This is a genomic window from Streptomyces sp. NPDC037100, assembly GCF_055606225.1.
Map to the genome: position 1 here is coordinate 59,620 of NZ_JBVJSX010000014.1, position 26,997 is coordinate 86,616.

The window sequence follows — 26,997 nt, forward strand, 5'->3', positions numbered from 1 at the left end:
TTCTTCCCGGAGGCCCCCTCGTGAACTCGTTCGTCCACAAGACCCTGGTGGTGCAGCTCCAGGCGGGTGACACGGAACGTTTCTCCGTGCTCGCCCACCTGAGCTACGACGCTGCGGACCCGTTCGCCGTCACCCTGGTCTTCAGTCATGACGGCCGTGTCCTCGCCCGGTGGCAGCTGGACCGGGAGATGCTCGGCGACGCGCTGCGGCGTCCGGTCGGGGTGGGCGACGTGCGGATGCGCCCGCAGTCGCGGGGGATGTGGCAGGAACTGCGCATGGAGTTCTTCGGTGATGCCCGCCCCGACGGCGGCCGGCATCACGCGGTGGTGTTCGGGTGGGCGCCGGGGTTCGCCGCGTTCCTGCGTGAGACCCACGAGGTGGTTCCCCCGGGCCGCGAGGAGGTCCATGTCGACGACTTCCTGGAGGGAGTCCTCGCCGGGGGCTGATCGCGGCCGGTATGAGTAGGCGTACTCATGCCGAGGGCCCGCCCCTGCCACGACGATGGGCTCCCCCGAAGAGGAGCCCGCCATGTCCGCTGTGTCCGACGTACGCCCGGGTCCCCGGCCTTCGCTGCCCGCCGCCCTCGCCTGCGGCGTGCTCGTGGGGCTTGTCCTGTCCGGATGGCACCCGCACGACCGCATGACCTGGTTCCTGGAGGTCGTCTGGGTCGTCGTGGGCCTGCCGCTGCTGGTACTGACCCGGCGGCGTTTCCCGCTCACCGGCCTGCTGTGCTGTCTGCTGGCCGCCCACGCCGTGGTGCTGATGGTGGGCGGCCACTACACGTACGCCGAGGTGCCGCTCGGCGACCGGCTCCGGGACGCCGTCGGCCTGGACCGCAATCCCTACGACCGGTTCGGCCACCTGATGCAGGGCTTCGTCCCGGCCGTGCTGGTGCGCGAGCTGCTGGTGCGCACCTCGCCGCTGCGCGGCAGTCGCTGGCTCGCGCCGTTGACCGTGTGTGCGTGCCTGGCCTTCAGCGCCGTCTTCGAGATGCTCGAGTGGGCCGCCGCCGTGGCCGGCGGGCACGCGGCGGACGCCTTCCTGGCCACCCAGGGCGATGTCTGGGACACGCAGTGGGACATGTTCTGCGCGCTGATCGGGGCGAGCGCGTCGCTGCTGCTGCTCAGCCGGGTGCACGACCGGCAACTGGCCGCGGTGCCGTCACTGCGAGGTGTAGCGGCGGCGGGTCCACAGCGGCAGGACGAACCAGCACAGCAGGTACCAGCCGACCACGCCGGCGACGAGGTAGGGCACGAAGCCGTTGTGCGTCGCCACGCGCAGGATCAGCAGCAGTGAGGCGGTCGTCGTGGCGAGCAGCAGCACGAGGCCGAGCAGGGTGAGCCGGGAGGCGATCTGTACCGCCTGGGGTTTGACGCGCCTCCCGGAGACGAGGCGGTGCAGGGACACCGGTCCTATGAGCGCCCCGGTCGCGCAGGCGCCCAGGACGACCGTCACGAGGTAGATCGTCTGGTCGGTGCCGGAGAGATCCGCGTACTTCTCGGTGAACACCACGGTGAGCAGGAAGCCGAAGAGGATCTGGACGCCCATCTGCGCCACGCGGACCTCCTGGATGAGCTCCTGCCACATCCGGTCCGCTCTCTCGTCCTCCGTCTCGTTGCGCCCCCGGCGCATGGCCCCGCCCTCAACCGCGTCCGCCACTGTTCCTCCCGATGTGAGATCCGAGCTCTCCTCTTTCCCGGGTTCCCCGGAACGACTCCTCGTCCCGGGACCGGCGGCGGTTTGAGCGATCAGGGGACGGTTACACGGACGGCGCGAATGACGCAGAGACCGAGGAGGTCGTGGACGTATGTCCGGTACGCAGCTCACCGTGACGCTCAGCGGCGGGGGCACCGACGACGCGCGAGCGGTCGTCCGGGCCCTGGAAGGCACGTTCGGGGCGCCGGACGAGCTCCCCGCCGACGGGGACGCGACGGTCCACACGGCGACCTTCGGCGGGGAGAGCGGCGTGAGTTCCGCCGGTGGTGGCGGAAAGGCCTCCGGGCGGCTGTCCGCACCGGTGACCGTCACCGTGCAGGGCAGCCCGGAGGCCGTACGGCGGGCGAGCGACACGCTCACCCGGGCCTTCACAGCGCGCGACGACGGTGCCGCCTCGGGCGACCAGGAACAGGAGAGGCAGCTGCTCCTGGAGCCGTGAAAGCCGGCCTCACCAGCGGGATGCGACCTGGTCCTTGATACGCCGGTCGTACAGGTCGCGGATCGCCGCCAGGGTCTGCTCGGGCAGCTCCGGGAGGCGGGCGGCGGCCGCGTTGGCCCGGGCCTGCTCGGGGGAGCGCGCGCCGGGGATCACGGTGGTGACGCCGGGCTGCTCGACGATCCAGCGCAGGGCCAGCTGGGCCGGGGTGAAGCCCTGGGGGGCGAGTGCCGCGAACTCGGCGGCCGCCTCCACACCGGTGGCGTAGTCGACGCCGGAGAAGGTCTCGCCCTGGTCGAAGGCCTCGCCGTGCCGGTTGTAGGTGCGGTGGTCGTTCTCCGGGAAGACGGTGTCCCGGGTGTACTTGCCCGAGAGCAGGCCGGAGGCCAGCGGCACTCGGGCGATGATGCCGACGCCCGCCGCACGGGCGGCCGGGAGCACCTCGTGCAGGGGCTTCATGCGGAACGGGTTGAGGATGATCTGCACGCTCGCCACGTTCGGCCGGGCGATCGCGGTCAACGCCTCCTCACAGGTCTCGACGCTGACGCCGTAGGCGGCGACACGCTCCTCCTCGACCAGGGTGTCGAGGGCGTCGAACACCTCGTCCGTGGAGTAGACGGGTGTGGGCGGGCAGTGCAGCTGCACCAGGTCGATCCGGTCGACGCCGAGGTTGCGCCGGCTGCGGTCGTTCCAGGCGCGGAAGTTGTCGAGGACGTAGTTCGCGGGGATCTGTTCGGCCCTGCGGCCCATCTTCGTGGCGACCATGACGTGCAGGTCAGGGCGCCCGCTGAGGAACGTGGCGATGGTCTGCTCGCTGCGGCCGTCGCCGTACACGTCGGCGGTGTCGAAGAAGGTCACCCCGGCCTCGGCCGCCGCCTCCAGCACCGTGAGGGCTTCCTTGTCGTCGACGTCTCCCCAGTCGGCTCCCAGCTGCCAGGTGCCCAGACCGATGACGGAGGCGTGCTGACCCGACCTGTCGAATGTGCGCTCGTCCATGGGCGTCAGTCTGTCACCACTCACGGCACCGCACGGAACGTATCCCTCCGGCCCGTCGAGCCCGCGCAATTCACTCACACGAGTGAACCGGTGCGACAGGAACACGTCACGTGTCAACGGGCCCCTAGCGTGATCTCACGTGACCACCGGTTCAGCGAGCAACCACCCGTCGGACGCCGCGTCCTGGACGCGCCGGCGCCTCCTTCTCACCGCCGTCGCGCTTGCCGCCGTACCCGGTCTGCCGGCGGATCCGGCGGCCGCCGCCGCGGAGCTGCCCGACTTCCCCGCGGACGTCGCGCTGTACCGCTCGGCGTACCGGAACTGGGTCGGTGAGATCACCGCCGACGGCCTGTGGGCCTGTGCGCCGGACAGCCCGGACCAGCTGGTCGCCGTCGTCAACTGGGCGTGGCGGCACGGGTGGCGGGTGCGCGCCCGGGGCGCCGCGCACGGCTGGTCACCCCTGACGGTCACCGAGGGGACGCCGTCCGGTGCGCCGGTCCTCCTCGTCGACACCACACCCCACCTCACCGGCCTGGCCCTGGACTCCCCCACCGCCGTGCGCGCCGGAACCGGCGTGACCATGGAGGCCCTGCTGACCTTCCTGGAGGAGCACGGCCTCGGTGTCACGGCCGCCCCCGCTCCCGGCGTGCTGACGCTGGGCGGTGCGCTCGCCGTCGACGCGCACGGCACCGCCGTACCCGCACGGGACGAGCGACGGCGGTCCGGGCACACGTACGGCTCGCTCAGCAATCTGATCCTGTCCCTGACAGCGGTCGTATGGGACTCCGGGGCCGGCGCGTACGGGCTGCGCACGTTCCATCGCGACGAGGCGGACTGCGCCGCGCTGCTGACCCACCTCGGGCGGTCCCTGGTGACCGAGGCGGTGCTGCGCGTGGGCGCGAACACCGACCTCAGGTGCGTGAGCCGTACGGACATCCCGGCCGGGGAGCTGTTCGCCGCGCCCGGCTCGGGCGCTGGGCGGACCCTCGCGCGTTTCCTGGACGAGGCCGGGCGGGTCGAGGCGATCTGGTTCGCCTTCACCGAGCACCCGTGGCTGAAGGTGTGGAGCGTCTCCCCCACCCGGCCACTGACCTCGCGGAAGGTGACGCGGCCGTACAACTACCCGTTCTCGGACAACGTCCCGCGGCCGGTGGCGGAACTGGTCGGCCGGATGACGTCGGACGCGGCCTGGTACCTGGCGCCGGTGCTCGGCACCGCCCAGTACGAGGCCGCGGCGCTGGGGCTGGTGACGACGCTGTCCGCCGACCTGTGGGGGCCGTCCAAGAACACGCTGCTGTATCTGAAGCCGAGCACGCTGCGGGTGCACGCCGACGGCTACGCGGTCCTCACGGCGCGGGACCGGGTGCAGGAGGTCGTCTCCGAGTTCGCCGCCTTCTACCGCGAGCGGCTGGCGGCGTACGCCGCCCGGGGCAGCTTCCCGGTCAACGGCTCGGTGGAGATCCGGGTGACCGGCCTGGACGACCCGGGCGACGTGGGGGTCCCGGGGGCCCGCCCGCCGCTGCTGTCGGCTCTCCGGCCGCCCGAGGACCACCCCGAGTGGGACACGGCCGTGTGGCTGGACGTCCTCACGCTGCCGGGCACCCCGGACGCGGAGGCCTTCCTGCGCGAGATCGAGCGGTTCCTCCTGCGCACGTTCGACGGCGGCTCCGCGCTCACCCGCGTGGAGTGGTCCAAGGGGTGGGCGTACACGGACGACGGGGTGTGGAGCGATACGGAGGTGCTGGACCGCGTCGTTCCCGCGGCGGTCGGCTCCGCCGAGTGGGCGGAGGCGCACAGGGCGCTGGACCGGCTCGACCCGCACCGCGTGTACGGCAACGCCTTCCTGGACCGGCTGTTCGGCTAGGGCGTGAGAAGTGCCTGGACGGTCGGGGCGTACCGGTCCGTCAGGGCGTCGACGGTGCTCGCCCTCAGCTCGGTGCCGCGGGCGATGCCGTACATCACGCCGAGGCCGAGCAGGGCGGCCACGGGCCGGAGAGCAGGGTGGCCGTCACCATCCAGGAGACCGTGCCCGCCGAGGCGCCGGTGAGCCGGGGCAGGTCGGGCAGCAGGGGCACGACCACGGTCTGCATGACGGCCGTGAGGATGCCGCCGGACGCGAGGACCGGGACGGTGAGCCGTTCCCGCAGGGTGTTCGCACCGGGCGGCGTGCGTATCGCGGGTGTCCGGTCCATGGGCGCTCCTGCGGGCAGCGCGCCGGGCAGGGCGCGGGTGAAAATCGCTCTTCACTCTGGCTGGTGAATAGCAATTCACCACATCCTCTGCGAGCTGTTCCCGGCGGCCCGCCGTCGGCACAGGCGGCCCTGACGCACCTTTGATGATCACCGAGAGCTTGCCGCTGACGAACCCGGAGCAGCGGCACGGGGTCGCCGACGTCCCGACCGCCGGATCGCGCCAGTTTCGCGGCGTGACGCGCACCACGGGCAACGGGCTGCTCGGGCAGAAACATCCGCCACAGCACCCTTCATGGGCGGAATTTCCCCTTCCGCACCCACGCCCGGCCCCCGCGCAGCAAGATCATCTTGGTTCAACCTTGCATGACATAGGGGGAATTGCCCGGATCGCAGCCAACCGGCTCGCGTCGATTTCTCCCGGTAGCGGGCAGGCCGGTAGGCATGCGGGGTCACCAGCCGACCCACCCAGGAGGTCCGAATGCCGGAACTCAGCCGTCGCAGCGCACTCACCGCCGCGGCCGTACTCGCCACGACCGCGGGGACGCTGTCAGCCGCCACCCCGGCCTCGGCCGCCGGGCACCACGACTCCCCCGGGACCTTCGACGAGGTCTACAAGGGCCGCCGGATACAGGGCCGGCCGGCCACCGGGTCCGGTCACCACGGCCATCACGGCGCGGGATACGCCGTGTTCGTCGACGGGGTGGAGCTGCATGTGATGCGCAACGCCGACGGCAGCTGGATCAGCGTCGTCAGCCACTACGACCCGGTCGCCACCCCGCGCGCCGCCGCGCGCGCCGCGGTGGACGAGCTGCAGGGCGCGCCCCTGCTGCCCTTCCCCGCCAACTGACCCCCCTCGCACGGCATCTGGAGCACCCGCACATGGCAGTCCGCAAGAACCAGTCCACCCTGACCGCCGACGAGAAGCGGCGTTTCGTCGCCGCGCTGCTGGAACTGAAGCGCAGCGGCCGCTACGACGAGTTCGTCACGACGCACAACTCGTTCATCGTCTCCGACACCGACAACGGCGAGCGGACCGGGCACCGCTCACCGTCCTTCCTGCCCTGGCACCGAAGATTCCTCCTGGAGTTCGAGCGGGCCCTGCAGTCGGTGGACGCGTCGGTGACGCTGCCCTACTGGGACTGGACGGTCGACCGTACGCCGCGCGCCTCGCTGTGGGCGCCCGACTTCCTCGGGGGCACCGGGCGGGAGCGGGACGGCCGGGTGACGGACGGGCCCTTCTCCGCGTCCGGCGGAAACTGGCCGGTCAACGTGCGGGTCGACGGCCGTACGTTCCTGCGGCGCTCCCTGGGATCCGGTACGCGCGAGCTGCCGACGCGGGCCGAGGTCGAGTCGGTGCTGGCGATGCCCACGTACGACATGGCGCCCTGGAACAGCGGCTCGGACGGCTTCCGCAACCACCTCGAAGGGTGGCGGGGTGTCAATCTGCACAACCGCGTCCACGTCTGGGTCGGCGGGCAGATGGCCACCGGGGTCTCCCCCAACGACCCGGTGTTCTGGCTGCACCACGCGTACATAGACAAGCTGTGGGCGGAGTGGCAGCGCCGCCACCCCGGCTCGGGCTATCTGCCCGCCGCGGGGACGCCGAACGTCATCGACCTGAACGAGACGATGCGGCCCTGGCACGACATGAGCCCGGCGGACCTGCTGGACCACACCCCGCACTACACCTTCGACGTCTGATCAGACGGTCGCGCCCGAACGGCACTCCGGGTGGCCCCAGCCGCTGTCGTTCTTGGCGATGGGCTCGCCGGCCGCGTAGGAGCGACCGCACTGGCAGCGGCCGGGGAACTTCGCCTTGATGGTGCGCGCGGAGCCCTTCCCGCCCGCGGCCTTGGCCGTGCGGGCCGCGCCGCCGCGCGGGCGGGAGCGGGGGGCCTTGACCGGGGTGTCCGGGGAGGGCGGCGGTTCGGGAGAGCCGAGGCCGCTGCCCGCGGGCTCCTGGACGACGGCGGCCTGGCTGGCGGCGCGGTCGGCGAAGTCGTTGAGCCGGTCGCCGTCGACCTGGTGGGCGGGGACGTAGCGGAACTCGACGGAGCGGCCGGCCAGGAGCTCGTCGATGCGCACGACGAGGTCCTGGTTGGCGACCGGCTTGCCGGCGGAGGTCTTCCAGCCGTTGCGCTTCCAGCCCGGCAGCCAGGTGGTGACGGCCTTCATCGCGTACTGCGAGTCCATCCGGACCTCGAGCGGCACGTCCGGGTCGGTCGCCGCCAGCAGGCGCTCCAGCGCGGTGAGTTCGGCGACGTTGTTGGTGGCCTTGCCGAGCGGCCCCGCCTCCCACCGCTGCGGCGTCTCGGAAGCGTCGGCGACGACCCAGGCCCAGCCCGCGGGCCCGGGATTTCCCTTCGAAGCCCCGTCACACGCGGCCACAACACGTTCACGCATGCGCTCGATCATGCCATGGCCGCGGGGGCCTCCGGCCGGGAGGTCCTGGTGGCGGGAGGTCCGGGTGGCCGGTGCCGCGGCACTAGGCCACGTCGGTCAGCCTCGGCATCTCTCCTTCGGTCTTCGTGGTGTCGATCACCGAGAAGCTCGCGCCCTGCGGGTCGCTGATGGCCGCGAACCGGCCGAACGGGGTGGTCATGGGACCGAACCGCAGCACGCCGCCCAGCTCGGTGGCCTTCGCCACGGCCTCGTCGCAGTCCTCGACGGTGAAGTAGACGTTGATGTACGGCTGCACCTCGGGCGGGAACTCCGTACCCATCTTCATCCGGCCCAGCACGGTGCGCTCGCCCAGGTCGTACACCCGGAAGTCCATCTCGCCGTCCTCCATGTCCCGCTGCCGGTAGGAGAACACGGCGGGGAAGAACGCGTCGGACTTCTCCGGCTCGCGGGTGAAGACTTCCGCCCAGGTGTAGGCGCCGGGTTCGGCCATGGCCTGGAAGCCCTCGTGGGTTCCGGCCTGCCAGACGCCGAAGACGACACCGCCGGGATCGCGGGCCAGGCACATGGTCCCGAAGTCGGCGACCCGCATCGGCTCCATCAGCACCTCACCGCCGTGCTCACGGATCCGGGCGGCGGTGGCGGCGGCATCCTGTGAGGCGAAGTAGAGGCACCACTGCGACAGGCCCTCCTGGCCCGGCATCGGCGGAACGACGGCGGCGACCGCCTTGCCGTTCACGGAGGCCTCCGTGTAGTTGCCGAACTCCGCCGCCGCCTCGGCGAAGGTCCAGCCCAGGACGTCCCCGTAGAAGCTCTTGGCCCCTTCGAGATCACCGAACATCGCGTCGGCCCAGCAAGGGGCTCCTTCAGGTTGCACGGCCATGGCCACGGCCCTTCCCGCATGAGTGGAATCATCCGTTTCCTCACGCTAGCCACCCGGGCGCGGACGCGCGCGCCGAGAGGGCCTTCCCGCGGCGCACGTCTTCCCCCCGGCGCCCGGTTGTGCTTGCCTGAGTGCCGTTTCGGTGGCCGGGGCGGGAGTTGCCGTATGCGCAAGCGGTGGGTCGTGGGGGTACTGCTGGCCGGGGTGCTCCTCGGCGGGTGCGGGGATCCCGCGTCCGCACCCGAGGAGCCGGCGCCGGCCGCACCGCGCGCGTCGGCCACCACCCACCAGCGCGCCCCCGCCTCCCCCGGTCCGGAGCCGAAACGGTCGCCCACCGTGCTGTACCTCGGCGACTCGCTGGCGATGGAGGGCCAGAAGGTCCTGGGCGAGGAGTTACGCCGGGACCTGAAGGCGAAGTACACCGGAGCCCCGTACTCCGGCACCACCCTGTGCGACTACCTGGAGGGGACGGCCGACCGCTCCCTGGTACCGGCCGCCGACAAGGCCGCCGCGCTGGTGCGCAGGCTGCGGCCCGACTTCGTGGTCCTGCAGTTCTGGGGGAACTCCTGGGGCTACACGCCGTGCATGGACGGCATCACCTACGGCAAGTCCCCGGCCCGGTACTTCACCCGTTACGACGCCGACGCGCGCCGGCTCGCGGAGCAGATCGCCGCGGCCGGGGGCGACGGCCGCCCGCGGATCGTCTGGGTGTCGCAGGGGCCGGACCCGATCACCCCCGAGCGGGTCCGGCGCGTCAACGCGCTGTACGAGAAGCGTGCCGCCGCCTCGGGCGGCCTCGTGGCGGACGCCGGGAAGACGGTGAGCCCGGCCACCGGCCGCTACACCTGGACGCAGTACCTGCCGTGCACCGCCCACGAGCGCGCCCACCCCGAGTTCTGCACACAGCCCGGCCGGGACCGCACGGCCCTGCACCGCGACGACGACTACCTGCACTTCTGCCTGGCCCCCACGACGTCCAAGCCGAAGCCCTGCCCGGTCCGCTCCCCCGGGATCCTGCGCATCGCCCGCGAGATCACCAAAACCATTCGACAGGCCGCGCGTTGACCGCTCGAATGGGCGGCATGTGTGCGGTGCGAATGCATGACGACGAGCTGGACATCGACGTCTCGGTCGTCGACCGGCTGATCGCCGGACAGTTCCCGCAGTGGGCCGGGCTGCCGTTGCGGCGGCTGGAGTCCTCCGGGACGGAGAACGCCATGTTCCGCCTCGGCGCGGACAAGGTCGTACGGCTCCCCCGGCACCCCCGGGCCGTGGAGGCCATCGCGCACGAGCTGCGCTCGCTGCCCCGGCTGGGCCGGGCGCTGCCCGTCGCCGCGCCCGAAGCCCTCGGGCGGGGCGAGCCCGGGGACGGCTTCCCCTGGCCCTGGTCGGTGTACGGCTGGCTGGACGGCCGCAACCCGGTGCCCGGAGCGCTCGAGGAACCCGCGCTGCTCGCCGAGGACCTGGCGGCGTATGTCACGGCCCTGCGCCGTGTCGACGCCTCGGAGGGCCCTCCGGGTTCCCGGGGGGTGCCGCTGGCGACCCGGGAACCCTTCATGCGTGAGGCCCTCGCGCAGCTCACGGGCCGGGTCGACACGGCCGTGGTGACGAAGGTGTGGGAAGAGGCCCTGAGCGCTCCGGAGCACACCGGTCCTCCCGTCTGGGCCCACGGCGACCTGATGGCCGGGAACCTGCTGGTCACAGGCGGACGGCTCAGCGCCGTGATCGACTACGGGACGGTGGGGGTCGGTGATCCCGCCGTCGACCTCATCGGTGCCTGGTGCCTGCTGCCGGCGACGGCCCGCGGGGTGTTCCGCGAGGCCGTGGGCGCCGGCGAGGCCGAGTGGGCCCGGGCCCGGGGCTGGGCCCTGTCGATCGCGGTCATCGCGCTGCCGTACTACTGGGACACGAACCCGCCGGTCGCGGCGAACTCCCGGTATGTGATCGGGGAGATCGCGGCCGAGACGGTGTAGGGCCGAGCCGGCCGGGGTGCGGGACGGCTCCGCCCCCGTGGGGACACGTCACCCGCCCGCGTACGCCTTGTCCAGGGCGGCGATGTCGAACTTGCCCATCGCCATGAACGCCTGGGTGACGCGGGCGGCCTTCGCCGGATCCGGGTCGGTGATCATCTCGTCGAGCCGCTCCGGGACGACCTGCCAGGACACGCCGAACCGGTCCTTGAGCCAGCCACAGGGGCCGGGCTCGCCGCCGCTCTCGGTGAGCCTGGTCCAGTAGTGGTCGATCTCCTCCTGGTTCTCGCAGAAGATCATGAAGGAGACCGCCTCGCTGAACGTGAACTGCGGCCCGCCGTTGAGGCCCAGGAACCGGTGTCCGTTGGCCGTGAACTCGACGGTCATCACGCTTCCGGCGGGCTGCGGCGCCCCCTCGGGGTAGCGGGCGATCTTGCCGATGCCGGAGTTCTCGAAGACCGAGACGTAGAAGTGGGCAGCCTCCTCGGCCTGGCCGTCGAACCAGAGGCAGGTGGTGAATCCGTCGGTGGTCATGAGTCCTCCCGGGGGCGTGGAACGCTGTCACCACTGTCGACCGGCGCTCGCCCAGGAACTCATCGGCCGGACGGCCGGCAAATTCAGGTGGCGGTCACACCGTTCGGAGCGGGCATCACGGCCATGACCTCCACGCCCGCCGGCAGCGTCGTCCGTCCCTTCCGTGTCGACATGCCGCGAAGCGACGTCGACGACCGCCTCGACCGCATCCGGTGACCCGGCGAGCTGCCGGGAGCAGCCGTACCCGCTGGTCGGTGATGTGCGGGCGTTCTTTGGGCAGTTGCGCGAGAAGGGCTGGGGGTGCGGGCTCTGCCGGTAGCGGATCTGCCGAGGGCAGAGAAACCGTTCGCGGGCATCGACCGAGGTCAAGAGTGGAGTCGACGGCACATCCCCGACACGTCAGCGGCACCTGTCGCCGCGCACGAGGAGAATTGATGACTCCACTGACGACGCTCGCCCCGCGGGCGGAGGAGGGCGACACCCCTCCGACCCGTTTCGACGACCATCTGGCCGCCCAGCTGCTCGCGCAGCGCATCGTGCTGCTGGGCACCCAGGTCGACGAGGTCTCCGCCAACCGGGTCTGCTCCCAGTTGCTCATCCTGTCCGCTGAGGACGCCCACACCGACATCAGCCTGTACATCAACAGCCCGGGCGGGGCGGTGCACGCGGGCCTCGCCATCTACGACACGATGCGGCTCATCCCGAACGACGTCTCCACGCTGGCCATGGGCTTCGCGGCCAGCATGGGCCAGTTCCTGCTGAGCGTCGGCGCGCCGGGCAAGCGCTACGCCCTGCCGAACGCGCGAATCATGATGCACCAGCCGTCGGCGGGCATCGGCGGCACCACCGCCGACATCGAGATCCAGGCGGAGAACCTGGAGTTCACCAAGCGGACCATCGAGCGGATCACCGCCGAGCACACCGGCCAGAGCCCGGAGATCATCTCCCGGGACGGCGACCGGGACCGCTGGTTCACGGCGGAGGAGGCCAGGGAGTACGGCATGGTGGACCGGGTCGTGGAGTCCCTCGCGGACGTCCGCCCGGCGGCCACCCGGCGCAGGATGGGGCTGCAGTGATGGGTAGCTACACGATCCCGAACGTCGTCGAGCGCACTCCCCAGGGCGAGCGGTCCTACGACGTGTTCAGCCGGCTGCTGTCCGAGCGGATCATCTTCCTCGGCACGGAGATCGACGACGGCGTCGCCAACGTCGTCATCGCCCAGCTCCTCCATCTGGAGTCGTCGTCGCCGGAGAGCGAGATCGCGATCTACCTCAACTCGCCGGGTGGCTCGTTCACTTCGCTCATGGCCATCTACGACACGATGACGTTCGTGCAGGCACCGATCTCCACGTTCTGCGTCGGGCAGGCGGCCTCCACGGCTGCCGTGCTGCTGGCCGGCGGGGATCCGGGCCGGCGGTTCGTGCTGGAGCACTCACGGGTGCTGCTCGGCCAGCCGGCTGCCGGGGGGCAGCGCGGCATGGTGTCCGATCTGGCGCTCCAGGCCAAGGAGATGGTGCGGATCCGCTCCCAGGTCGAGGAGGTGCTGGCGCGGCACACCCACCACGACGTGGCGACCCTGCGGACCGACATGGACCGCGACAAGGTGTTCACCGCCCAGGAGGCGGTGGGCTACGGGCTGGCCGACGAGGTGCTCAGCCGGCGCCTCGCGAAGATCTGAGGCGCCGGCCGGCCGATGCGGCTCAGGCCGCCAGGCACATCCCGTCGTGCGAGGAGGTGGACGCGCCGCGGCGACCACCGTCCGCGTAGCGCGAGGTGAGACGCGTCAGCTCGCCCTGCGCCCTGGTCAGCAGGTCGCCGAGGTTCAGCCCGAGGGCGTGGGCCGCGGCCGCTAGGACCTCCGAGGAGGCCTCCTTGCGGCCCCGCTCCACTTCCGAGAGATAGGGCATGGAGATCCGCGCCTGGTCGGCGACGTCCTTCAGCGTGCGCTCCTGCGCGAGGCGTTCGCGGCGCAGGACGTCGCCCACCAGGTCCCGCCACAGCGGCTCCTTCGCGGCGGGGGCCGGTGGCGCCTGGCGCGGCGGCGCGCCGGCGGTACGCGCGCCGTGCGGGCGCAGGGGGATGACTCGGGCTTCGTTGGGCGGGTGGTTGCTCACTTCTCCAGCCTAGGAATCCCGGCCGCCGGGGGAAGGGCCCGGCGTTCCGCCCTGGGTGGAATCACCGCACGCAGGACGCGGACGGGGGCGGATAGTTACATTCCATCCTATTTCGCCCATGGAAAAATTCGGAGGGCATGGTGCGCGTCGACCCGGGTACCCGCAACTCGGGAGTACCTATGCAGAAGTCCGCCGTGACGTTCGTGGGAGAGGTAATGGAGACCGCCGTGATCCGGTCGAAGGCACAGGTCGTCGAAGAGAACACCGAAGCCGGCGCGGGTGACGGAGCACTGCCGGGCGTCGTGGACCCGCGGTCCGTGGCCCCGCGGGACGCGAGGCAGCTGTCCCGCCAGTTCTTCCAGCGCCTGACGGAGCTCGAAGAGGGAACGCACGAGTACCAGTACGCACGCAACACCCTCATCGAGATGAACATGTCACTCGTGCGCTTCGCCGCCGGCCGGTTCCGCGGCCGCGGCGACGACATGGAGGACATCGTCCAGACCGGCATGATCGGCCTGATCAAGGCCATCGACCGGTTCGAGCTCTCGCGCGAGGTCGAGTTCACCTCCTTCGCGCTGCCGTACATCGTCGGCGAGATCAAGCGGTTCTTCCGGGACACGACGTGGGCGGTGCACGTGCCCCGGCGGCTGCAGGAGCTGCGCGTCGAGCTGGCCAAGGCCCGTGAGGAGCTCGCCAGCCGACTGGACCGAGAGCCGACGGTCGCCGAGCTGGCCACGCTGATGAACATCTCCGAGCGTGAGGTCATGGAGGGGCAGATCGCGGCGAACGGGTACAACTCGTCGTCGCTGGACGCCGCGCTGACCGGGGACGGACCGGAGGGCGGCGAAGCGGTCCTGGCCGACTTCATCGGTGTGGAGGAGGACGGACTGCGGCTCGTCGAGGACTTCCACTCGCTCGCCCCGCTCATGGCGGAGCTGAGCGAGCGCGACCGGCAGATCATCCACATGCGGTTCGTGGAGGAGGCCACCCAGGCGGAGATCGGTGAGCAGCTCGGCTGCTCGCAGATGCACGTCTCCCGTCTGATCAAGCGGATCATCACACGGCTGCGCGAGGGCATGCTGGGCGAGCTGGGCTGCGCCTGACCGGTGGCCGTACGACCAGCGGGTGCCGTCCCCCATGCGGGAGTGGGGCGGCACCCGCGAACGTCGTCCGGCTCGCGCAGGTGCCCCGACGACGTTTCTCGCATTTCTCGTGGGAACGCTTGATTCCGTCCGGGTGACCCACTCCACCCGGACGGCTCACCCGCCGGTTTTGCCGGAGAGCGGCAGAACGGCGCGTACCCGCTTGCCCACCGGCACCCGTTCCACGCTGACCTGCTCCGCGAGCGCGTGGACGATCTCCAGGCCGTGCCGGCCGATGCGCTCGGGGTTGCGGGGGAAGATGCGGGGCAGTGCGGAGCTGCTGTCGTAGACCGACACCGTCACCGCGGCATCGGTGCCGACCAGCTCCAGGATGTACGGCCCGTTGCTGTGCCGGTCGGCGTTGGTGATCAGCTCGCTCACCACCAGCAGTACGGCGCCGTCGACCCTCTCGTCGATACGCGCGCACCACTCGGTCCTGAGCTGGTCGAGAAAGAGCGCGGCGAAGGACCGCGCCTCGGCGATGCATCCCCGCTCGCCGGTGTAGTGTGCCGCCCGCCTCAGCGGTTCCACGGGCACGTCGAAACCAGTCGGTATCACTGCCCCGTCCAGGTGGTCGATCATTCTTTTCTCTCTGGGAAGCCGGACTGGCCGGACGCTCTGCACCAGTGCTCGTACCCCGAGCCGGGCTCCGCAGTCCTCACGGATGCGGGTCCGGTCGGCGCCCCGGGCATTGTCCCCCCTTCGCGGGGCACCCGGAAAGAATCAGGACCGGCCGAGGGCGGCCGGGCCGGATCGCCGGAGGTGCGCTGTGGCCTGGTGGACATGGCTGGTCGTGGTGATCGCGGCGCTCGCCGCCGTCGCGGCGGTGACGCTCGCCGTGCAGGCGGGGCGGCGGTCGGGGACCGTCATCGCGGTCCGCCGCCGGCCCGGCGGGAAGGGCCTGCGATGAACGAATTGCTGGCTGCGCGCACTTTGACGACCCTCCCGGTGGTCACTTTGGGCGGCGACGCCGTCGCGCAGGTCAAGGACACCGTCTTCGACGCCGCCGCCGGCAGGATCACCGGTTTCACGCTGAGCGGGCGCGGCCTGCTGAGCGGGCCGCTGAAGCAGAGCCTGCCCTGGCCGGCGGTGCACGCGCTGGGCCCGCACGCGGTCATGATCCGCGACGCCCTCGCGCTGCAGGACACCTCCGTCGTGGTGGCCCGCCGCGAGGCCCAGCAGGGCCGGGTGCTGCACGCGAAGGTACTGACCGACGAGGGTGCCGAGGTGGGCACGGTGCTCGACGTGATCGTCGAGGGCGGCACCAGCGGCCGGGTCGTCGGCTTCCGGATCGCCGCGGCCAAGGCACTTGTGCGGGGCTCCAGACGCCGCCGGCACCGGGTCTACGTGCCGCGCGGCGAAACGCTCGCCGTCTCGGGCCGTGCCCTGGTCATCCCGGCGGACGCCACCCGCTACGTCGCCGACGACCTGCCGGCGTTCGTCGCCCGGGTCGGGGCCTTCCAGGCCGGGCGGAAAGGGTCGGCGCCATGATGCTGTTCTCCGAGGCGCGGGGCCTGCCGGTGCTGACGCTGACCGAGGCGGAGGACATCGGCGCGCTGAGGTCGCTGACGGTCGACCCCGTGTCCGGTGTGGTCACGCACGTCCGGGTGCGGGGCCGGCACTCCCGCAAGGAGACCGTGCTCGCCTGGGGCGCCCTGCACGCCATCGGTCCGGACGCCGTACTGGTCCGCACGACCGCCGAACCGGCCGAGGTGCCGCCGCACCACGAGCTGCCGGGCCTCAGGATCCTCACCGAGACGGGCGACACGCTCGGTACGGTCCAGGACGTCGCGTTCGAACCGGAGACGGGCCGCGTCGAGGCGGTCGTCACGGCCCATGGCGATCTGCCGGGCGACCGGCTGCTCGGACTCGGTGACTACGCCCTGGTGGTCCGCGCCGCTTGAGCCTGCCGGGTCAGGAGGCCGGGGCCTGGTCCGTCGTGCCACCGCCGGTGTCGCTTCCGGTATCGCTCCCGGTGTTGCTGTCGAGCGGCGGCGGCTGAGTGCCGGACGACGGCGGCTCGTCCGTCGTCGGCCCGGACGTGTCCGTGTTCGAGGTCGGCGGTTCACCCGTGGGCGGCTTTGACGACGTCGGGTCGGTCGGTGCCGTCGGCGTGGTGACGCTCGCCGACGGGGACGGCCTGTCGGGCTTCTTCGTCTTGTGGTCCTTCTTGCCCGTGTCGCCCGCTTGGCGCTCGAACCACTCGCCGTCGGGTTCGCACATCACGAAGACGTCGACCGGCTCCGGTGCGGGCGCCACCGCGACGACGTTCGACGGCTTGTACCCCGGCCACGCGTCGCCGGTCGTCTTCGGCGCGCTCTGCTGGGCGACCGGCGGGGACAACGGGTTGCCGCACGCGCAGCGCACCCGGGGCACACCACGGTCGTCGACGAGGACGGCCGTGCCGGCTTGGAGGACGGCCTGATAGCTGGTGGGAGCGCCGTTCTTGTAGCCGTGGTTGGTGACGCGGGTGTCCATGCGCAGCTGCACGGGAGTGAGCGACCGCAGGTAGGAGGGGACGTCGGACGGCTGGATCCCGGCGACCGAGGCGAAGGCGCGCTGCTTGTCCGGGGCGTCGGCGAAGTATGTGATCTGCTTCTCCACGTCGCAGCTGGCGACGTTGCGCGTGCCGCCGTACAACCCGGGCGCGTCGCCCTCCACACCACGGACGGCGTTCTGCGGCGCCGACTCGCCGGCTCCCGAGGGCGTGACCGGCGAGGCGGAGCTCTTCTCCTCGGCCGTCGACTCGGTGAACTCGTCCGGGCCCGTGTCGGCCGCGGGCTGGAGGAAGACCTCACCGGTTGACGTGCTGGTGCCACCGTCGGACGCGCCGGTACCGCCGTTGTCGGGCCGGGAGAGCACCACGGCCAGGACCACGGCGGCCACCACGACGGTGGCGATGATCGCGACCCGGGGCACGGACCCCCACCACGGGCGACGAGGCTCCGGCTCCTTGCCGCCTCCGCTCGGCGGCTCCGGCTCCTTGCCGCCTCCGCTCGGCGGCTCCGAAGGCGGGCCGCCGCCCGGAGGCGGGCCGCCGGCCGAGGGCGGCTGGGAGGGACCCGACAGCGGGCCCGAGGGGGGTCCTGTGGGGCGGCCGGACGACGGTGGATCGACGCTCACGAGCTCTTCTCCCGCGTGGGTTCGCTGCGGCCTTCACATACCCCAGGCGATCAGCCCCGGTATATGTAGCTCTTTCCGCTACGAGTTCATTGTGTGCCCCGGTCCCGTGCGCCCCGCAAGCCGACGCGGACGGACCTCTCCGGCGGGCGCCCTGCACGGGGGCTGCTTAGCGTGGCAGCGTGAGTTCGCGCACCCCCTCCGGCCAGGCACGTACCTCCGGCGAGCGGGCCGTCGCCCGCCACGGCTGGGCACATGCCCTCCTCACGGTGCTCGCCGGGCTGCTCGCCATGGCGGTGGTGGCGGCCCTGGGCCTGTGGGCGGCCGGGGCCGGTGACCTCCCGGACGGGTCCTTCGGCCCTGTCGTCGCGGCCACCATGGTCACCGCGGTCGGCGGCACGGTGAAGCTCACCGGAAGCGCCGGCGACCTCGCCTCGACACAGGCGGGTCTGACGGTGATTCCGCTGTCCGTCACGCTCACCGGGGCGCTGGTGCTCGCCTGGGGCTTCCTGCGGCCGCTGCGGCATCGCGCGGTCGCCGGCGCGGCGGAGCTGGCCGGATGGGCCGGCCGGGTGGCGGCCCTGTGGCTGATCGCGCTGATCGGCCTGACGCTCGCGGCCCGCCACACCTTCGACATCCCCCTCGGGGACGACACGCTCGGTGAACTCGGCGACCTGTTCGGCGCATCGCCCGAGGTCGGCTTCACCACCGACGTTCCGCTGTCCGTGTTCGTCGGCGTGGTGTGGCTGGCCGGCGTGCTGGTGCTGGCGCTGCTGGTGTCACGCGGGGCGCCGTTGCCCGCGGGACTGCTGCGCTTTCAGGCGTCGGTGCGGCCGGCCGCTTACGCGATGGTCGCGTTGCTGCTGGCCTGCGTCGTCATCGGCGTGATCGTCGGCCTGGTCGTCGCGGCGACCAAGGGGCACGCGCGGGAGACGTTCGCGGTGATCCTGCTGGGCATCCCCAACCTGGTGTGGCTGGCGCTGACGATCGGGCTCGGCGCCACCTGGAACGGCAGGGTGGAGGGACCTTTCGGGCTGCCCATGCCCCATGTGCTCGACGAGGTGCTGCGCACCCCGGAGGTCTCCGAGCTGAACCTGCGGACCCTCGCCGAGCACGACGGCCGGGTGTGGTGGCTGCTGGTCGTCGACGTCGTGCTGCTGCTGGCCGCCGGGTTCGTGATGGCGGCCCGGTCACCGGCCCGGGTGCGGGCCTGGCAGCACGCGGTGCACATGGCACTCGCCCTCGGGCTGACGGTGTTCGTGATCTGCCTCGTGGGGCGGATCTCCGCGCACTTCGGCCTGTCCGTGCTGGGCATCGGTGACCTGGGCGGCGGTCTGGGGGGCGAGCTGTTCCTGAGGCCCAAGCTGTGGGGTGCCGTGGGTCTGGCCGTCCCGTGGGGGCTGGTGGCCGGGTTCGCCGGGGCACTGCTGGCGCGTCGCGTACAGCGGCGGGGCGAGGTGCGCACCGGCGGTGAGAGCTGACGCCGCGCCCTAGCTTCGCTGCACGAAGACCGGTTCGGCCCAGCGAGGCGGCTGCTTGGGCCGCTCCTCCCCCGCGCCCGGCAGCCGCCGGTCCACGCGCGTGGGCGTTCGGGGGGCGCCGGTTTCGCCGCCGGTCGTCGCGGCACGCAGTGCGGCCACGAACGCGAGGCAGGACGGGTACCGGTCGTCGGGGCTCTTGGCGAGGGCCTGGGCGAAGACGGGGTCCACCCGCGGGTCGAGGTCGGGCCGGTCCTCGGTCAGCGGCGGCGGTTCGTCGTACTGGTGGGCCCAGAGCAGGGCCATGTCGTCGTCGCGGAGGAAGGGCGGATGGCCGGCCAGGGTCTCGAAGACGACGCAGGCGAAACCGTACACGTCGCAGCGGGCGTCGACCGGCTTGCCCGAGATCTGCTCGGGGGCGACGTAGTCGAGCGTGCCGACGAACTGGCCGACCGTGGTGAAGCCGGTCAGCGACAGCGACTTCTTCGTCAGCCCGAAGTCGGTGAGGTAGACGTGCTCGGGGTGGTCGCTGTCGGTGCCGCGGGCCACCAGGATGTTGCCCGGCTTGACGTCCCGGTGGACCAGGCCGTGATCGTGGGCCGCGTCGAGTGCGGAGGCGACCTGGGCGGCGACGCGCAGGGCGGTGACGGCCGGCATCGGACCCTCGCGGTCGAGGACGTGCCGCAGGTCGCTGCCGGGAACGTACCGCATGGCGATGTACAGGACGCCGTCGGTCTCGCCGGCCTCGAACACCGGCACGATGTGCGGGTGGTCGATCGCCGCGGCGGCCCGCGACTCGTGGGTGAAGCGGCGGCGGAAGGTGTCGTTGCGGGCGAGTTCGGGGGCGAGCAGCTTCAGGGCGACGGTGCGTTCCAGGCGCAGGTCGCGGGCCCGGTACACGACGGCCATGCCGCCGCGCCCGATCTCCTGCTCGATCCGGTACCCGGCGATCTGCTGCCCGACCAGCTCGGAGGGCCGCCCGGCGAACAGGCTCGTCTCGCGGGTCAACGCCCGTCACCCTCGGGCGAGACGACCCGGGTGGGCTCATGCCCCACGACCCGCGTGGGCGGCGCGGCCGGACGATCCGCCTCCCCCTCGCCTTCGCCGTCGCCCTCGCCCTTCCGGCCCTCGGGGGACACGACGCGCGTGGGCTCTTGAGCATCGCGGGCCACCACCCGGGTGGGCTCGGGAGCATCAGGGGCCACCACCCGGGTGGGCTCGGGAGCCTCGGGCGGGGACACTCCCGAGGGCAGGGGCGCCTCGGGCGGGGCCACCCCTGACGGTGACGGTGTCTCGGGCGGGGACACTCCCGAAGGCAGGGGCGCCTCGGGCGGGGCCACCCCTGACGGTGACGGTGCCTCGGGCGGGGCCACCCCTGACGGTGACGGTGTCTCGGGTGGGACCACCCGCGTGCGCCCGGCGGGTGCACTCCGCGCCGGTGGCGGCGACTCGGCCGGGCCGGCGGCCTGCCGTGCGCGGGACGGCTCGACGGGACTCTCGGGCGGTACCACGCGTGTCGGGTGATGCACGGGCGCCGCGGCCGGGCGGGAGGCCGGTCCCGATTCGGGCGTCTCGTCCGTCGCGTACGTGGTCATCCGGGTACCGTCGGCGTACACCCAGTGCCCGTGGGCGGAGTCGTAGAGCCACACGGACTCACCGTCGACGACGACGCCGATCCGCATGCCGTGCGTGCGGGTGCGGAACGACTCGCGGTCGAGGCCGGCCGCGAGGTCCTCCACCGCGGAGCGGTAGCGCGCCAGGGCCTCCTGCGCCCGGCCCAGCAGCGGCCGCGGATCGGCGGCGCGGGTGAGCGGCCCGTCCGCGGCGGGCGGATCCTGCGGTACGGCGACCAGACGACGGCCGTCCACCCAGGCCGACCAGCCGTTGAAGCACAGCACGTGCCCCCAGTCGCCCTGGCGCTCCAGCAGCTGCACCGGCAGCAGAGGGTCGAGGTCCACGGTGGGCCGGGACGGGTCGGGTGCCTCCCAGGCGGGCATCCCGTGCTGCGGGACGATGTGCGTGGGCCGGAAGCCGGGGGTCGTCATCGGCACTCCCTACTTCCGCATGACGGCCGGTTCGTGCCGGCGCAGCAGCCGGGACACGAGGAACCCGAAGAGCACCGACAGCACGACCAGCATCCCCACGTCCAGCAGCCAGGTGCCCGCCGAGTGCTCGAAGAGCGGGTCCTTGGTCAGGTCGTCGGGCACGATCCGGGCCAGCCCCACGGTCCCGGCCATCGCCGCCAGCGCCCAGCGTGCCGGAACCAGCCAGCCCAGCTGCTCCAGTCCGGGGGTGTCGGCCAGCTTCAGCAGGGCTCCGCAGAAGACGACCTGGACGATGGCGATGAGCACCAGCAGCGGCATCGTCACCTCTTCCTTGCGCACCAGCGAGGAGATGAGCAGGCCGAGCATCATCGCCGTGAACGCGAGCAGGGCGACGGCGACCGTGATCTCCACCAGGGGCGGCATCAGCACGCCTTCACCGCCCGGCGCGTTGAGGTCCACGCCGAGCAGGGCGACCAGGGTCAGCACCACCGCCTGGAGCACGGTGATGACACCCAGGACGATGACCTTGGACATCAGGTACGCCGATCTGGACAGACCCACCGCCCGTTCCCGCTGGTAGATCACGCGTTCCTTGACGAGTTCGCGCACGGCGTTGGCCGCCCCGGTGAGCACCGCGCCGACGCACAGGATGAGCAGCGCGTTCATCGCCGTGTCGAGCGTCAGCTTGCCGCCCGCGAGAGCGCGGGCCATCGCGCCCATGACGAAGGGCAGGGCGATCATGATGATCAGAAAGGTGCGGTCGGCGCTCAGCGCGGCCGCGTACCGGCGTACCAGCGTGCCGAGTTGGGCGCCGCGGCTGCGCGGCCGGGGCGGGGCGGTGATGACGACGGGCTGGGACCTGGGCTGCTGGGGCTGGGCGGAGGCGTCGGTCACGTACCGTCCGTGGAAGGGAGAGGCGAGGTACTGCCCCGCCCAGTCCCGGTCCGTGTCCCGTTCGAAGGCCTCGAAGGCTTCCGGCCACTCCTCGAAGCCGAAGAAGGACAGAGCGTCCTCGGGCGGCCCGTAGTAGGCGATCTTCCCGCCGGGCGCGAGGACCAGAAGCCTGTCGCACACGTCCAGGCTGAGCACGCTGTGGGTGACGACGATGACGGTCCGGCCGTCGTCGGCGAGGCCGCGCAGCATGTGCATCACCGAGCGGTCCATGCCGGGGTCGAGGCCGGAGGTCGGCTCGTCGAGGAACAGCAGTGACGGCTTCGTCAGGAGTTCCAGAGCCACGCTGACGCGCTTGCGCTGGCCGCCGGACAGGCTGTGCACGGGCTGGTCGGCGCGTTGTTCCAGGCCCAGTTCGCGGATGACCTCGTCGACCCGTGCGCGCCGCTCGGCCTTGGCGGTGTCCTGCGGGAAGCGCAGTTCGGCGGCGTAGGAGAGGGCTTTGCGGACGGTCAGCTGCGCGTGCAGGATGTCGTCCTGCGGGACCAGGCCGATGCGCTGGCGCAGCTCGGCGTAGTCGCGGTAGAGGTCGCGGCCGTCGTACAGGACGGTGCCGTGGCCTGCGGGCCGCTGGCCGGTGAGGGCGTTGAGGAGCGTGGACTTGCCGGCGCCGCTCGGACCGACGACGGCGAGCAGGCACTTCTCCCCCACCGGGAAGGACACGTGGTCCAGCAGCGTCTTGCGGCCGCGGTCCACGCTGACGGCGAGGTCCTGTACGTCGAGGGAGACCTCGCCGGTGTCGACGTACTCCTGGAGTTGGTCGCCGACGAGGCAGAAGGCCGAGTGGCCGATGCCGACGATGTCGCCCGGGCCGACCGGGGCGCTGGTGACGCGGCTGCCGTTGAGGTACGTGCCGTTGTGGCTGCCCAGGTCGGTGATCTCGTACGTTCCGTCGGCCAGGGCGCGCAGTTCGGCGTGCCGACGGGAGACCACGAGGTCGTCGATGACCAGGTCATTGTCGGTGGCGCGGCCGATGCGGACGGTGCGGGAGGACAGCGGCCGTACGGTCGTGGGCTGCCGGTAGGTGCCGGTGTGGGCCGGCATGGAGACGGCGGAGGGGCGTTCCCGCGAGGGTGCGGCGGGGGCGGGGCGTCCCGTCAGGGTCATGCGCGGTCCGTCGGCCGGGTTGCCGAAGCGGATGACACTGCCGGGTCCGACGTCGCGTTCATGGATGCGGCGGCCGTCGGCGTAGGTGCCGTTGGTGCTGTCCTCGTCCTCGATGGTCCAGTGACCGTCCTCGGGCTTCAGCACCGCGTGGTGCCAGGAGACCCGGTCGTCGTCGATGACGATGTCGCACAGCGGGTCGCGCCCTACGTGGTAGTCGCGGCCCGGGATCATCACGGTCGTGCCCGTCTCCGTCTCCAGGACGAGCTCTGGTGCTACCGAGGGTTGCGCCATGGTCAAGATTCTACCGATTTGCCCTGGTGTACGCCTGGGCGCAGGGAGGCAGAGGTCAGCCGACGGTGATGCCGACGAAGGGAGCGTTGCGCTGCATCCGCAGGGCGTCCACGGACTCGGCGAGCAGTTCGTACTCGGTGGTGTCGTCGCTGGTGGCGATGCGCACCAGCCGTCCGGCCGCCAACTCCTCGGCGACCCGCTCCTGCTGGGCGGGATCGGCGCACCAGGCGCGCAGCAGCATGGGCACGTCGGGCACGGTGGGGGCGACCGGCACGAGCGAGCCCGGCGGTAAGTGCTCGGCGTCCGGCCGGGGGTCGAGGCGCTGGGCGATCCAGGAGGCGCGGTCGCGCAGCCACCACAGGGCGAGTGCGAGGGTGGGCGCCCGGTAGGTGCCGAGGGGGACTCCGATCCGGCGGCCGTCGCAGACTCCGTACGCCGTGACGTGGCACAGAAACTCGTCGTGCACGTGACCCTCCCCCGTTGCCCTGCCCGTCTGCCGGCCGGCCTCGCCCCTTCTGCGGTTCGCGTGCTGTGCGTGAGGGCGCCGTCGCTCGATGTGAAAAGCGCTCTAGCAGGTCAGTATGTTCACTACTGAATCACTGTCACCACGACTTTCCGGCCACTCTCCTGGCATATTCACCCCCCGAGTTGGCCGAAATCCGGCGAGCGGTGGCGACGGCCCATGACTCCGGAGGTAATCGACGCTCCCGGCGGCTGCGGGCAAGGTGGTCGTACCGGGTCGGCCGAGCGCGGAACCCGGTCTCGACCATCAACGACGACCTTTCCGGAGGCTGATCGCCCATGTCCGCAACCGCCCACCGTTACGAGGACGCCGTCGCCCGCTACTTCGAGGCATGGAACGCCGACGACGCGGCGGCACGTGCCAAGGCGGTCGCCGCCGCCTGGACCGAGGACGGCCGGTACACCGATCCCCTGGCCGACGTCGGCGGCCACGAGGGGATCGCCGCGGTGATCGCGGCGGCCCGGGAGCAGTTCCCGGGGTTCGAGTTCCGGCTCTCCGGCGTCGTCGACGGGCATCACGACACCGCGCGCTTCTCCTGGGAACTGGTGAGCGCGGCCGACGGCTCGGCGCCGGTCGCCGGTTCGGATGTGATCACGCTGGACGGACAGGACCGGATCAGGGTCGTGCTCGGGTTCCTGGACCGGGTGCCAGCCGGGGCGTGACGCCGGCGCCCCCGATGAGTTCTCCGGTGTCCGGCGGTCTCCATGAGGGAGAGTCCGTCGACCATCGGAGGAGACCATGGCCGTCACGGGAGAACTGGACGCGGAGTTCACCGCGGTCCTGCGCAAAAGCCCCGCCGAGGGCGGCTGGACCTATCTGGTCTGGCCCCGGTCCGTCGAGTTCTTCGGCACCCGCGGCCTGGTCAAGGTCCGCGGGACGATCGACGGCCACCCGTTCCGCAGCTCCTTCATGGCCCTGGGGGACGGCACGCACAAACTGCCCGTGAAGGCCGGCATCCGCAAGGCCATCGGCAAGGAGGAGGGCGACACGGTGACCGTGCGCCTCGAGGAGCGGATCAGCTCGTGAGCCGATCCGCTCCCGGCCCGGACGCCCCCGGGCACACCGGTCCCCTACTGCTTGACGATGGCGTCGATCCTGGCCAGCTCGTCGGCGTCGAAATCCAGGTTGCGGATGGCGCCGACGCTGTCCTCGATCTGCCGGGCGCTGCTCGCGCCGACCAGCGCGGAGGTGACCCGGCCACCGCGCAGGACCCAGGCCAGGGCCATCTGGGCCAGGGTCTGACCGCGGGACTTCGCGACGTCGTTCAGGTCGCGCAGCCGGCCCACCAGGTCCTCGGTGAGGGCGTCGGAGTTCAGGAAGGGACTGTCGCTCGCGGCCCGGGAGCCCTCGGGGATGCCGTCCAGGTAGCGGGCGGACAGCACCCCCTGCTCCAGCGGGGAGAAGACGATGGAGCCGACCTGGAGCTCGTCGAGGGTGTCGAGCAGGCCCTCGTCCTCGGGACGGCGGTCCAGCATCGAGTAGCGCGGCTGGTGGATGAGGAGCGGGGTGCCCAGCTCGCCCAGGATGCGGGCGGCGTCGCGGGTCTGCTCCGCGGAGTAGTTGGAGACACCGACGTACAGCGCCTTGCCCTGCTGCACCGCCGAGTGCAGGGCGCCCATCGTCTCCTCGAGCGGGGTCTCGGGGTCGGGGCGGTGCGAGTAGAAGATGTCGACGTAGTCCAGGCCCATCCGCTTCAGGCTCTGGTCCAGCGAGGACAGCACGTACTTGCGGGAGCCCCACTCGCCGTACGGGCCGGGCCACATGAGGTAGCCGGCCTTGGTGGAGATGACCAGCTCGTCGCGGTACGGCGCGAAGTCCGTCTTCAGGAACTCGCCCAGCGCGGACTCGGCGGCGCCGGGCGGCGGTCCGTAGTTGTTGGCGAGGTCGAAGTGGGTGACGCCGAGATCGAAGGCGCGGCGCAGGATGGCGCGCTGCGTCTCGACGGACCGGTCCGGGCCGAAGTTGTGCCACAGGCCGAGCGACAGCGCGGGGAGCTTCAGACCGCTGCGTCCGGTGCGCCGGTAGGGCATGTCCGCGTAGCGATCGGGGTGTGCGGTGTACAACGCGACTCCAGAGGGGTTGGCACGGTCGGGAGGAAACCGGTGTCCACTCTGGCGTGACCTGCGCCCATGCGTCCAACAGAAGAATCCGATGGAATTCAGCGGCTACGCTTCTCAGTCATGGAACTGCGCCACCTGCAGCACTTCGTCGCGGTCGCCGAGGACCAGCACTTCACCCGCGCGGCGGAGCGCCTCCTGGTGTCCCAGTCGGGCCTGTCGGCGTCCATCCGGGCCCTGGAGCGGGAGCTGCAGACGCCGCTGTTCGTCCGCACCACCCGCCGGGTGACGCTCACCCCGGCCGGACGGGCGCTGCTCGGGGAGGCGGAGCGGATCCTCGCCCAGGTCCGCTCGGCCCACGAGGCGGTGGCCGCGGTGCAGGGCGTGCTGCGCGGGATGCTCGCACTCGGCTCCGAGCAGTGCATCGCCGGGGTGCATGTGGCGGGGCTGCTGGCGGCCTTCCGGCGGCGCCACCCGGACGTGGAGATCTGTCTGCGGCAGGCGGGCTCGGGAGCCCTCGCGGAGGAGGTCGCGGCCGGGCGCCTGGATCTGGCGTTCGCGGTGCGTACCGCCCAGGAGGACACCGACCAGCTGCGGACCGTGCCGCTGACCTGCGAGCCGATGACCGTCCTGTGCCATCCGAACCACCGGCTCGCGGCGGCCGGGGCCGCGGTGACGCCCGAGGATCTCGGCGGTGAGGTCTTCGTCGACTTCCACCCGGACTGGGGGCCGCGGCGCACCACCGACGCCGCGTTCGCCGCGGCGGGCGTCCGCCGGAGCGTCGCCCTGGAGGTCAACGACGTGCACAGCCTCCTCGACCTGGTGGACGAGGGTCTCGGCGTCGCCGTCGTGCCGCGTCACTTCCGGCACAAGCGCGCCTCGCTGACCGCCCTGCCCGTGAAGGGTGCTGAAGACGCCGTGTACGAGACGGTGGCCCTGCTGCCGCCCGAGCAGGCGACCAGTCCGGCGGCCCGGGCGCTGATGGGCCTGCTGAAAACAGGGGGTCTGGCACCACCCCAGGAGGGTGCCCCCGGCGTGTGAT

31 protein-coding genes and 2 pseudogenes are annotated in these 26,997 nt (G+C 71.9%); 18 read left to right on the forward strand and 15 right to left on the reverse strand.

Annotated elements, in window-relative coordinates; all coding sequences use genetic code 11:
* Positions 1-20: 20 nt before the first annotated feature.
* On the forward strand, positions 21-446 hold the full coding sequence (locus ACZ7EG_RS34660) for an SsgA family sporulation/cell division regulator (protein ID WP_471087958.1): 426 nt from the start codon (positions 21-23) through the stop codon (positions 444-446).
* An 82-nt stretch (positions 447-528) separates the two neighbouring features.
* Positions 529-1,083 (forward strand): annotated as a pseudogene (locus ACZ7EG_RS34665) (DUF2238 domain-containing protein); the annotation flags it as partial.
* A 78-nt stretch (positions 1,084-1,161) separates the two neighbouring features.
* Here the strand turns inward: ACZ7EG_RS34665 and ACZ7EG_RS34670 are convergent.
* Complete coding sequence (locus ACZ7EG_RS34670) at positions 1,162-1,659, reverse strand: DUF6328 family protein (protein WP_471087960.1); 498 nt, start codon at positions 1,657-1,659, stop codon at positions 1,162-1,164.
* A gap of 148 nt (positions 1,660-1,807) precedes the next feature.
* On the opposite strand from ACZ7EG_RS34670, the gene ACZ7EG_RS34675 reads away from it, so the two are divergent.
* Entirely contained in the window at positions 1,808-2,155 is a 348-nt protein-coding gene (locus ACZ7EG_RS34675) for a hypothetical protein (protein WP_471087962.1), read from the forward strand.
* 9 nt (positions 2,156-2,164) lie between these two features.
* Here ACZ7EG_RS34675 and ACZ7EG_RS34680 read toward each other — a convergent pair whose 3' ends face one another.
* Positions 2,165-3,148 carry an aldo/keto reductase gene (locus ACZ7EG_RS34680; protein WP_471087964.1) on the reverse strand — a complete coding sequence of 328 codons (984 nt, stop codon included), beginning with the start codon at positions 3,146-3,148 and terminating at the stop codon, positions 2,165-2,167.
* 139 nt (positions 3,149-3,287) lie between these two features.
* Here ACZ7EG_RS34680 and ACZ7EG_RS34685 point away from each other — a divergent pair, with 139 nt between their 5' ends.
* Entirely contained in the window at positions 3,288-5,012 is a 1,725-nt protein-coding gene (locus ACZ7EG_RS34685; RefSeq protein WP_471087966.1) for a cholesterol oxidase substrate-binding domain-containing protein, read from the forward strand.
* On the opposite strand, the gene ACZ7EG_RS34690 is transcribed toward ACZ7EG_RS34685, so the two are convergent.
* Together ACZ7EG_RS34690 and ACZ7EG_RS34695 are read right to left on the reverse strand one after the other, a co-directional pair.
* Positions 5,009-5,134 carry a TetR/AcrR family transcriptional regulator gene (locus tag ACZ7EG_RS34690; protein WP_471087968.1) on the reverse strand — a complete coding sequence of 42 codons (126 nt, stop codon included), beginning with the start codon at positions 5,132-5,134 and terminating at the stop codon, positions 5,009-5,011. The genes ACZ7EG_RS34685 and ACZ7EG_RS34690 overlap by 4 nt on opposite strands.
* Positions 5,135-5,136: 2 nt before the next feature.
* A pseudogene (locus tag ACZ7EG_RS34695) lies at positions 5,137-5,340 on the reverse strand (MFS transporter); the annotation flags it as partial.
* A gap of 478 nt (positions 5,341-5,818) precedes the next feature.
* Here ACZ7EG_RS34695 and melC1 point away from each other — a divergent pair.
* Positions 5,819-6,187 carry an apotyrosinase chaperone MelC1 gene (gene melC1 / locus ACZ7EG_RS34700; RefSeq protein ID WP_471087970.1) on the forward strand — a complete coding sequence of 123 codons (369 nt, stop codon included), beginning with the start codon at positions 5,819-5,821 and terminating at the stop codon, positions 6,185-6,187.
* Between the two features lie 32 nt (positions 6,188-6,219).
* The gene (gene melC2 / locus ACZ7EG_RS34705) at positions 6,220-7,041 is read left to right on the forward strand and encodes a tyrosinase MelC2 (protein WP_471087972.1); all 822 of its coding nucleotides are present in this window, start codon (positions 6,220-6,222) and stop codon (positions 7,039-7,041) included.
* Here the strand turns inward: melC2 and ACZ7EG_RS34710 are convergent, their stop codons facing one another.
* Positions 7,042-7,755 carry a ribonuclease H family protein gene (locus ACZ7EG_RS34710; RefSeq protein WP_471087974.1) on the reverse strand — a complete coding sequence of 238 codons (714 nt, stop codon included), beginning with the start codon at positions 7,753-7,755 and terminating at the stop codon, positions 7,042-7,044.
* Between the two features lie 70 nt (positions 7,756-7,825).
* Positions 7,826-8,623 carry a VOC family protein gene (locus tag ACZ7EG_RS34715; protein WP_471087976.1) on the reverse strand — a complete coding sequence of 266 codons (798 nt, stop codon included), beginning with the start codon at positions 8,621-8,623 and terminating at the stop codon, positions 7,826-7,828.
* A 165-nt stretch (positions 8,624-8,788) separates the two neighbouring features.
* Here ACZ7EG_RS34715 and ACZ7EG_RS34720 point away from each other — a divergent pair, with 165 nt between their 5' ends.
* Both ACZ7EG_RS34720 and ACZ7EG_RS34725 read left to right on the forward strand, forming a co-directional pair.
* Positions 8,789-9,688, forward strand: a complete 900-nt coding sequence (locus ACZ7EG_RS34720) for an SGNH/GDSL hydrolase family protein (protein WP_471087978.1) — start codon at positions 8,789-8,791, stop codon at positions 9,686-9,688.
* A 17-nt stretch (positions 9,689-9,705) separates the two neighbouring features.
* Entirely contained in the window at positions 9,706-10,596 is an 891-nt protein-coding gene (locus tag ACZ7EG_RS34725; protein WP_471087980.1) for an aminoglycoside phosphotransferase family protein, read from the forward strand.
* Positions 10,597-10,644: 48 nt separating this feature from the next.
* Here the strand turns inward: ACZ7EG_RS34725 and ACZ7EG_RS34730 are convergent, their stop codons facing one another.
* Positions 10,645-11,127, reverse strand: coding sequence for a VOC family protein (locus tag ACZ7EG_RS34730; RefSeq protein WP_471087982.1), 483 nt, complete (start codon positions 11,125-11,127; stop codon positions 10,645-10,647).
* Between the two features lie 434 nt (positions 11,128-11,561).
* Between ACZ7EG_RS34730 and ACZ7EG_RS34735 the strand changes: the two genes are divergently transcribed.
* Together ACZ7EG_RS34735 and ACZ7EG_RS34740 are read left to right on the forward strand one after the other, a co-directional pair.
* The gene (locus ACZ7EG_RS34735; protein ID WP_471087984.1) at positions 11,562-12,203 is read left to right on the forward strand and encodes an ATP-dependent Clp protease proteolytic subunit; all 642 of its coding nucleotides are present in this window, start codon (positions 11,562-11,564) and stop codon (positions 12,201-12,203) included.
* Positions 12,203-12,805, forward strand: a complete 603-nt coding sequence (locus tag ACZ7EG_RS34740) for a ClpP family protease (protein ID WP_471087986.1) — start codon at positions 12,203-12,205, stop codon at positions 12,803-12,805. Before ACZ7EG_RS34735 ends, ACZ7EG_RS34740 begins: the two co-directional genes overlap by 1 nt.
* 22 nt (positions 12,806-12,827) lie before the next feature.
* Here the strand turns inward: ACZ7EG_RS34740 and ACZ7EG_RS34745 are convergent, their stop codons facing one another.
* Entirely contained in the window at positions 12,828-13,241 is a 414-nt protein-coding gene (locus tag ACZ7EG_RS34745) for a helix-turn-helix domain-containing protein (protein ID WP_471087988.1), read from the reverse strand.
* A gap of 215 nt (positions 13,242-13,456) precedes the next feature.
* Here ACZ7EG_RS34745 and ACZ7EG_RS34750 point away from each other — a divergent pair, with 215 nt between their 5' ends.
* On the forward strand, positions 13,457-14,344 hold the full coding sequence (locus ACZ7EG_RS34750) for an RNA polymerase sigma factor SigF (RefSeq protein ID WP_471088166.1): 888 nt from the start codon (positions 13,457-13,459) through the stop codon (positions 14,342-14,344).
* Between the two features lie 156 nt (positions 14,345-14,500).
* Here the strand turns inward: ACZ7EG_RS34750 and ACZ7EG_RS34755 are convergent, their stop codons facing one another.
* On the reverse strand, positions 14,501-14,965 hold the full coding sequence (locus ACZ7EG_RS34755) for an ATP-binding protein (protein WP_471087990.1): 465 nt from the start codon (positions 14,963-14,965) through the stop codon (positions 14,501-14,503).
* Between the two features lie 187 nt (positions 14,966-15,152).
* Here ACZ7EG_RS34755 and ACZ7EG_RS34760 point away from each other — a divergent pair, with 187 nt between their 5' ends.
* Genes ACZ7EG_RS34760 through ACZ7EG_RS34770 form a run of 3 tightly spaced genes read left to right on the forward strand, consistent with a single transcriptional unit; the run spans position 15,153 to position 16,287 of the window.
* Positions 15,153-15,293 carry a hypothetical protein gene (locus ACZ7EG_RS34760; protein ID WP_362244019.1) on the forward strand — a complete coding sequence of 47 codons (141 nt, stop codon included), beginning with the start codon at positions 15,153-15,155 and terminating at the stop codon, positions 15,291-15,293.
* On the forward strand, positions 15,290-15,874 hold the full coding sequence (locus tag ACZ7EG_RS34765; protein WP_471087992.1) for a PRC-barrel domain-containing protein: 585 nt from the start codon (positions 15,290-15,292) through the stop codon (positions 15,872-15,874). The genes ACZ7EG_RS34760 and ACZ7EG_RS34765 overlap by 4 nt, the downstream gene beginning before the upstream one ends.
* The gene (locus ACZ7EG_RS34770; protein ID WP_471087994.1) at positions 15,871-16,287 is read left to right on the forward strand and encodes a PRC-barrel domain-containing protein; all 417 of its coding nucleotides are present in this window, start codon (positions 15,871-15,873) and stop codon (positions 16,285-16,287) included. The genes ACZ7EG_RS34765 and ACZ7EG_RS34770 overlap by 4 nt, the downstream gene beginning before the upstream one ends.
* Positions 16,288-16,297: 10 nt before the next feature.
* Here ACZ7EG_RS34770 and ACZ7EG_RS34775 read toward each other — a convergent pair whose 3' ends face one another.
* Positions 16,298-17,506 (reverse strand): DUF6777 domain-containing protein, encoded by a 1,209-nt coding sequence (locus tag ACZ7EG_RS34775; RefSeq protein ID WP_471087996.1) that lies wholly within the window; start codon positions 17,504-17,506, stop codon positions 16,298-16,300.
* 179 nt (positions 17,507-17,685) lie between these two features.
* Here ACZ7EG_RS34775 and ACZ7EG_RS34780 point away from each other — a divergent pair, with 179 nt between their 5' ends.
* A complete protein-coding gene (locus ACZ7EG_RS34780) occupies positions 17,686-18,984 on the forward strand; it encodes a streptophobe family protein (protein ID WP_471087998.1) in 1,299 nt (432 codons plus the stop codon).
* A gap of 9 nt (positions 18,985-18,993) precedes the next feature.
* Here ACZ7EG_RS34780 and ACZ7EG_RS34785 read toward each other — a convergent pair whose 3' ends face one another.
* Genes ACZ7EG_RS34785 through ACZ7EG_RS34800 form a run of 4 tightly spaced genes read right to left on the reverse strand, consistent with a single transcriptional unit; the run spans position 18,994 to position 23,841 of the window.
* A complete protein-coding gene (locus ACZ7EG_RS34785) occupies positions 18,994-19,989 on the reverse strand; it encodes a serine/threonine-protein kinase (RefSeq protein ID WP_471088000.1) in 996 nt (331 codons plus the stop codon).
* Positions 19,986-21,026 (reverse strand): hypothetical protein, encoded by a 1,041-nt coding sequence (locus ACZ7EG_RS34790; RefSeq protein WP_471088002.1) that lies wholly within the window; start codon positions 21,024-21,026, stop codon positions 19,986-19,988. The genes ACZ7EG_RS34785 and ACZ7EG_RS34790 overlap by 4 nt, the downstream gene beginning before the upstream one ends.
* 9 nt (positions 21,027-21,035) lie before the next feature.
* Positions 21,036-23,375 carry an FHA domain-containing protein gene (locus tag ACZ7EG_RS34795; protein WP_471088004.1) on the reverse strand — a complete coding sequence of 780 codons (2,340 nt, stop codon included), beginning with the start codon at positions 23,373-23,375 and terminating at the stop codon, positions 21,036-21,038.
* Positions 23,376-23,430: 55 nt separating this feature from the next.
* On the reverse strand, positions 23,431-23,841 hold the full coding sequence (locus ACZ7EG_RS34800) for a hypothetical protein (protein WP_471088006.1): 411 nt from the start codon (positions 23,839-23,841) through the stop codon (positions 23,431-23,433).
* A 335-nt stretch (positions 23,842-24,176) separates the two neighbouring features.
* Here ACZ7EG_RS34800 and ACZ7EG_RS34805 point away from each other — a divergent pair, with 335 nt between their 5' ends.
* Positions 24,177-24,560: a nuclear transport factor 2 family protein gene (locus tag ACZ7EG_RS34805; RefSeq protein ID WP_471088008.1), complete on the forward strand. Its 384-nt coding sequence runs from the start codon at positions 24,177-24,179 to the stop codon at positions 24,558-24,560.
* 76 nt (positions 24,561-24,636) lie between these two features.
* Positions 24,637-24,924, forward strand: coding sequence for a DUF1905 domain-containing protein (locus ACZ7EG_RS34810; protein WP_471088010.1), 288 nt, complete (start codon positions 24,637-24,639; stop codon positions 24,922-24,924).
* A 44-nt stretch (positions 24,925-24,968) separates the two neighbouring features.
* Here ACZ7EG_RS34810 and mgrA read toward each other — a convergent pair whose 3' ends face one another.
* The gene (gene mgrA / locus ACZ7EG_RS34815) at positions 24,969-25,961 is read right to left on the reverse strand and encodes an L-glyceraldehyde 3-phosphate reductase (RefSeq protein WP_471088012.1); all 993 of its coding nucleotides are present in this window, start codon (positions 25,959-25,961) and stop codon (positions 24,969-24,971) included.
* Positions 25,962-26,078: 117 nt separating this feature from the next.
* Here mgrA and ACZ7EG_RS34820 point away from each other — a divergent pair, with 117 nt between their 5' ends.
* Complete coding sequence (locus ACZ7EG_RS34820) at positions 26,079-26,996, forward strand: LysR family transcriptional regulator (protein ID WP_471088014.1); 918 nt, start codon at positions 26,079-26,081, stop codon at positions 26,994-26,996.
* Position 26,997 lies beyond the last annotated feature (1 nt).